Source organism: Collinsella sp. HCP28S3_E9, from assembly GCF_052065455.1.
In the GTDB taxonomy this organism is placed as follows: domain Bacteria; phylum Actinomycetota; class Coriobacteriia; order Coriobacteriales; family Coriobacteriaceae; genus Collinsella.
In genome coordinates, this window is record NZ_JBQHTZ010000036.1 from 1 (window position 1) to 1584 (window position 1584).

Consider the following 1584-nt stretch of genomic DNA (forward strand, 5'->3'; position numbering starts at 1 on the left):
GAAGCGAGTGGCGAACGGCTGAGTAACACGTGGAGAACCTGCCCCCTCCCCCGGGATAGCCGCCCGAAAGGACGGGTAATACCGGATACCCCCGGGTGCCGCATGGCGCCCGGGCTAAAGCCCCGACGGGAGGGGATGGCTCCGCGGCCCATCAGGTAGACGGCGGGGTGACGGCCCACCGTGCCGACAACGGGTAGCCGGGTTGAGAGACCGACCGGCCAGATTGGGACTGAGACACGGCCCAGACTCCTACGGGAGGCAGCAGTGGGGAATCTTGCGCAATGGGGGCAACCCTGACGCAGCGACGCCGCGTGCGGGACGGAGGCCTTCGGGTCGTAAACCGCTTTCAGCAGGGAAGAGACGAGACTGTACCTGCAGAAGAAGCCCCGGCTAACTACGTGCCAGCAGCCGCGGTAATACGTAGGGGGCGAGCGTTATCCGGATTCATTGGGCGTAAAGCGCGCGTAGGCGGCCCGGCAGGCCGGGGGTCGAAGCGGGGGGCTCAACCCCCCGAAGCCCCCGGAACCTCCGCGGCTTGGGTCCGGTAGGGGAGGGTGGAACACCCGGTGTAGCGGTGGAATGCGCAGATATCGGGTGGAACACCGGTGGCGAAGGCGGCCCTCTGGGCCGAGACCGACGCTGAGGCGCGAAAGCTGGGGGAGCGAACAGGATTAGATACCCTGGTAGTCCCAGCCGTAAACGATGGACGCTAGGTGTGGGGGGACGATCCCCCCGTGCCGCAGCCAACGCATTAAGCGTCCCGCCTGGGGAGTACGGCCGCAAGGCTAAAACTCAAAGGAATTGACGGGGGCCCGCACAAGCAGCGGAGCATGTGGCTTAATTCGAAGCAACGCGAAGAACCTTACCAGGGCTTGACATATGGGTGAAGCGGGGGAGACCCCGTGGCCGAGAGGAGCCCATACAGGTGGTGCATGGCTGTCGTCAGCTCGTGTCGTGAGATGTTGGGTTAAGTCCCGCAACGAGCGCAACCCCCGCCGCGTGTTGCCATCGGGTGATGCCGGGAACCCACGCGGGACCGCCGCCGTCAAGGCGGAGGAGGGCGGGGACGACGTCAAGTCATCATGCCCCTTATGCCCTGGGCTGCACACGTGCTACAATGGCCGGTACAGAGGGATGCCACCCCGCGAGGGGGAGCGGATCCCGGAAAGCCGGCCCCAGTTCGGATTGGGGGCTGCAACCCGCCCCCATGAAGTCGGAGTTGCTAGTAATCGCGGATCAGCATGCCGCGGTGAATGCGTTCCCGGGCCTTGTACACACCGCCCGTCACACCACCCGAGTCGTCTGCACCCGAAGTCGCCGGCCCAACCGAGAGGGGGGAGGCGCCGAAGGTGTGGAGGGTGAGGGGGGTGAAGTCGTAACAAGGTAGCCGTACCGGAAGGTGCGGCTGGATCACCTCCTTTCTAGGGAGACACATTCTTAGAGAGAAAACACTTTAACTCGAATGGAGGGCAGGAGCCCGTCCGGTGGATGTCTGGCCAGGATACGTCCCCGCAGCACCCGGTCCCCGGGGTCGCACCCGCGTACCTTGAGAGCCGCATAGCGATAGGAGAGAGATGGAAGAGT

General features: G+C 65.0%; 1 rRNA gene. It reads left to right on the forward strand.

What is annotated here, in order from left to right:
- Window positions 1-1421: ribosomal RNA gene (locus ACTNA2_RS09035) — 16S ribosomal RNA — on the forward strand; the annotation flags it as partial.
- Between the last annotated feature and the right edge of the window lie 163 nt (window positions 1422-1584).